This is a genomic window from Streptomyces sp. M2CJ-2 (assembly GCF_016757295.1).
GTDB lineage: Bacteria > Actinomycetota > Actinomycetes > Streptomycetales > Streptomycetaceae > Streptomyces.
Genome location: NZ_JAESIF010000165.1, coordinates 1 through 4,287 on the forward strand (window position 1 = coordinate 1; position 4,287 = coordinate 4,287).

Below are 4,287 nucleotides of genomic sequence, written 5' to 3' on the forward strand. Positions count from 1 at the left end.
GCTCCAGCTCGAACACGGCCGCACCACCTGAACGAAGATCACGAAACGTCACGAATGGTTACCGAGAAGGATTCATTGTGGCGCTTGCGGCTGCGGTGCTCGGGGGTGGGGTTTCCCTGGCGTCGGTTTTCCTTACACAGCGCGGTGCGGAACGTGGTTGGGTCCGTGAACATCAGCGGATCGAGCGGCATCGCCAGGAGGACCAGGTCCGCCAGTGGGACAGCCGATTGCTGGAGGAACGGCGCGCCGCGTACTCACGGTTGCATGCTGCAGCGCGAGCAGCCCGGGACACCCTGGCCGGATGCATGCACGATCTGCGCCGGGTCGGCGCCCTGGCCGAGGCGCGGAGGGCGGAACTGGATGAACGCTGGAGCACCTACGTCGTCCAGCACGCGGAGTCCCACATGATCGTGTCTGATGCCGTACTGCCCGTCCTGGGGACCGCCAACGGTTCGTTGCGAAAGATCTACGGGCTGGTCAAGCGTCTCGACGCGGGGCAGCCGAGGCAGGAGGAGAGCGTCGAAGAATTGAGCCGACGGGTGGACGACCTTTGGAACCGGCTGACCGATCTACGGGATGAGATGCGCCGTGACCTCGGCGTCACCGGACGCGTGGAGGCACCGACCAGGTAAAGGAATGAGGGTAGCCTGCTCAGAAGGCGAACTTGCTTCAGAGGTTCGGGCATGGACTCCGACCAGTCGGCTTGGCCCTTTCTCTGAAGCTGTCAACGGCGCCCGTACGCAGGTCGACGGAGGTCGGTCCCGGCTGGCTCAAGCCCAAGAGGCCTCAACTCGTCTGACGGCATGCTGCGTGCCCGGTGACTCCGAGTGGCGTCGTAGGTCTGCTTCACGCCCTGCGGACACTGTCTCTCCGTTCTCAGGCGGAGCCACTTGACCCGACGAGACGCACAGGTTCCGACAACGCCCCACGGGCACTCTCGAAGTCGGCCATGCGTGCCGCGACTGTGGCGACGGCGAGGCGTTCCGGGAGGGCGGCGGAGAACTTCAGGCCGCGTACGGCGCGGGGGTCCACGTCGGGCAGGACGAGGCTCTCGCCGACGTTCTCGCGGGCCGCGCGCCAGTCGGCCGGTGTGAGGTCCTCGCGCAGGCGCAGCCAGCAGTCGGTGGGGCGTTGCAGGGGTCGGTGACCGACTGCAACGTCGCCGCGACAGTGCTCGTCCTCGGCGTCATCGTCCTGAGCCTTGCCTGAGCGCACTGCGGAAACCGATGAAAGGTCAGAGACCATGCAGGTCCGGCAGGCGCCGGTTCGACTGGACGTCCTCGAGTCTCTCGCCCTGCGGCGTGCGTCGGCCGTGGTCCGGTGTGAGGGCGACGAGTTCGTCGGGGTTGGTGCAAGCGGGCCGCAGGGCGCGAGCCGCCCCACGGGTGATGCCCCGGATCCGCATGCCGCGAGTCCGGGGCATCAGCCGTCAGCCGACCAGCGGCAGGGCGGTCCTGGAGACGGGGGAGAGCAGCTCCTGTGCCACCGGCTGACCGCTGTCGGCGTCGACGACGCTGACGCGGACGGCCGGTTCGGTCGTGGTGTCCATGCTGACGGTCGCGTCCAGCGCGAACAGCACCAGCACCGGGTTCGCCTGTCCCGCTGCCTCGTACACGCCGTTGTACCGCAGGATCCGCCAGCCGTCCTCGTCCCAGTGGTCCACCAGCCCCGACCGCACGACGGGGCCGGTCGCCTGCCATGCGAGCGAGCGTTCCAGCAGTTCGACCGTCGCCTCCACCGGGACGCGTTCCGTGCCTGCTGTGGCACCGAACGGATGACCGCTCAGCCGCAGACGGAACCGGCGCAGCGGCAGCCGCCACCACCGGTCGAGGTCCGCGGAGAGCGCCACCAGAACGGTCGCCGAGACGAGGACGAAGGCGGCGGAAGCGACCGGCTGCCGGCCGAACACCTCCCACCACGGAAGCGCATCACCGGTGGCGGCGGCCCCGGCCACTGCCCCGCCCGCCAGCACGGCGGCTGCGCGGGCGAAGGCCCTCCAGGTGATCGGTGAGTCGTCGTTCGCCGAGCAGCCACAGGACGACTCGGGCGCGGTCGTCCGGGCCCTGGCGAGGTAGGCGAGGAAGCCCGCCCCGAGCAGGGCGGCACCCGCCCCCGGAGTCGCCGCCGGCAGGCCGACGGCGGCGGGCCAGGCCGACTGGGTGAACAGCCCTAGAGCCAGGACCAGTTCGACCGTGCCGACGCCGCGGAGCGCGAGAACGGCGCGTTCACTGTTTCCCAGCATGCGGGCGAGAGCGGTCTTCGGGGCCGCTCGGACGGTAGCGGGGCCGAGCTTGGCCGCCCCGGTCCGTCCGAGCAGTCCCGCAAGGATCAGTGGCACCAGGCTCAGCGTCAGCGAGACCATTCTTCCCCCTGCCGCTCAGTGGCCGACGGACACGCGGACGACGTCGATGGAGTTGTCCGACGGTCGCCACGCGCCCATGATCTGGGCGTGCTGCCCGATCCGCAGGCGGGACAGATCGGACGTCAGGGCCTGGCCCGCGTAGGAGGCGTTGGTGGTCCCGCGGGTGACGTGGCCGACGAGTTCGTGGTTGCCGTGGGCCAGGTGAAGCCGGTTCTTCTCGATGCCGCGGAGGGTGGTGTCCAGGTTCACGATGTTCACCCACACCGCGTCGGCGGCGACGGTACCGTCGGGCATCGGCACCCCGCGCGCGTACATCCCGTCGCCGGGTTCGATCGCCGCAGCGGTGGTGGGCTCCCGTTTCCAAACGCTGGTGGCGTTGGTCAACTGAACACGGGATCTGTCGCCGTGGGAGCCCACGACGTACAGCAGGCTGCCGTCGATCCCCGATATCCGTCCCTCCATGAAGGAGGTCTTGGCGAACGCCGGGTCGAGGGAGGGCTGGGGGGCCGCGAAGGCGGCTTCGGCGTCGATGCCGCCGAGCGCGGTGGCGCCGACGATCGTCGCGCCGCCGATGACGGCGTTGGTGAGGAAGCGCCGGCGGTCGACGCCGTTGCGGTGGGCCTGGCGAGCGGTCATGGCTGTCTCCTCACTCGTAGATGTAGACCGGCAGCATGCCGGAGTCGAGGTTTCCGATGGCGGAGAAGGCGGCAGGGGTGAGGTCGAGGATCCGGTTGGTGCGGCAGACGCCGTTGCAGCATGTCGCCTCACCGCACCAGGACTTGGTGCGCGGACCGCAGTCAGTGATCGTGATGCACACGGCCGCTCCGGAACACTGGTGTTTGACCCTCATCACCGAGCCGCACCCACGCCGCGGGATGTTCTCGCCGCAGTAGTCGGGGCGGGTGATGTCCCAGCAGGCCTGGGAGGCGTTGGGCCACGCTCCGTGGTAGGAGGCGGAGCGGCAGTTCCCGCAGGCGCCGCCGCCCGCGCTGCCGCACGGGCCCCAGGCGTTGCCGCAGCAGAACCAGCTGGTCTCGCCACGCCATAGATAGGTCGATCCGCAAGCCATGGTGCTTCCCTTCCGGTCGGAAGTCGAAATGTCACGTGCATGACAATCTCCTGTTCCGCGTGATGCGCTGGACAGGAGAGCGGTGACGGGTGGTGCGATCGGGCATCACCATGATGAGCATCGTGGCCCCGCTCCGCCAGAGGGCAGAAGGCCGAGAGCCTGGCATCCTCTCCGCTGAGCAGGGTCGGGGCCGGCGCGGCCGAGCCGGAGCGTCCGCACCTCTGGGCTGCACCCGCTCCGCCGTCTCCCCCGTCTCGCAGACGGCAGAGTCGCCATGGGCGAGGTCGACCTGAGTCACCTGCGCATCGGCACCCTCGACAAGCGGTACTTCGGTACCGACCGGGACTTGCGGAATCCGCCTCCCCTCCTCAATCGACGCCACCGTGTCCGCCGAGGACCCCAGCCGCTCGCCGAACTCCGCCCGCTCCAGCCCCGCCCGCGTCCGCAACAGCTTCAACTGCCGCCCGAACGCGGTCACCACACCCGTGCCCGGCTCGTCCTCCGGCCACCGCTGCTGCCGTACCGTCTCCTCGTCCCGCACCTCGGTCACCGGCCTCGCCGCCTCTCCCCGCGTACCGCCCCGCACAGCGACCGCGCCCGCAGCACGAAGAAGAGACCGAAGGTGCGCCCCTGCTCGCCGTCGACCTCGCAGCAGCAGTGAGCCTTCGCTGTCTTCGGGCTGCTCGAGGGGGCCCGGTCGTGCTTCGGCCGGACGTACGCGGGTGATCCCGACCGCATCGCCGAAGGGCTCGCGGCGGACGAGGCGGTGAAGGCGGCCGACACAGTGAGGTCTTCTCGGCAACGTGACGGTTGCGGTGCGTGATGATGCCGGGCGGCGGGATGGTGACTCGATGCC

At 69.7% G+C, this 4,287-nt stretch carries 5 protein-coding genes and 2 pseudogenes; 1 reads left to right on the forward strand and 6 read right to left on the reverse strand.

Going from position 1 to position 4,287, the window contains the following annotated elements; genetic code table 11:
- Positions 1-632 (forward strand): hypothetical protein (locus JL475_RS40975; RefSeq protein WP_237409435.1); only part of this gene is annotated, 632 nt, incomplete at its 5' end.
- Between the two features lie 244 nt (positions 633-876).
- Here the strand turns inward: JL475_RS40975 and JL475_RS38160 are convergent.
- The 6 genes and pseudogenes from JL475_RS38160 to JL475_RS38185 form a co-directional block, all read right to left on the reverse strand.
- Positions 877-1,175 (reverse strand): annotated as a pseudogene (locus JL475_RS38160) (ATP-dependent helicase); the annotation flags it as partial.
- Positions 1,176-1,234: 59 nt separating this feature from the next.
- Positions 1,235-1,423 carry a hypothetical protein gene (locus tag JL475_RS38165; RefSeq protein WP_202282794.1) on the reverse strand — a complete coding sequence of 63 codons (189 nt, stop codon included), beginning with the start codon at positions 1,421-1,423 and terminating at the stop codon, positions 1,235-1,237.
- A 6-nt stretch (positions 1,424-1,429) separates the two neighbouring features.
- Positions 1,430-2,362, reverse strand: a complete 933-nt coding sequence (locus JL475_RS38170; protein ID WP_202282795.1) for a MauE/DoxX family redox-associated membrane protein — start codon at positions 2,360-2,362, stop codon at positions 1,430-1,432.
- A gap of 15 nt (positions 2,363-2,377) precedes the next feature.
- Positions 2,378-2,998, reverse strand: a complete 621-nt coding sequence (locus JL475_RS38175) for a cell wall protein (protein ID WP_202282796.1) — start codon at positions 2,996-2,998, stop codon at positions 2,378-2,380.
- A gap of 10 nt (positions 2,999-3,008) precedes the next feature.
- The gene (locus JL475_RS38180; RefSeq protein WP_202282797.1) at positions 3,009-3,431 is read right to left on the reverse strand and encodes an RlpA-like double-psi beta-barrel domain-containing protein; all 423 of its coding nucleotides are present in this window, start codon (positions 3,429-3,431) and stop codon (positions 3,009-3,011) included.
- A 346-nt stretch (positions 3,432-3,777) separates the two neighbouring features.
- Positions 3,778-3,972, reverse strand: a pseudogene (locus tag JL475_RS38185) (multiprotein-bridging factor 1 family protein); the annotation flags it as partial.
- Between the last annotated feature and the right edge of the window lie 315 nt (positions 3,973-4,287).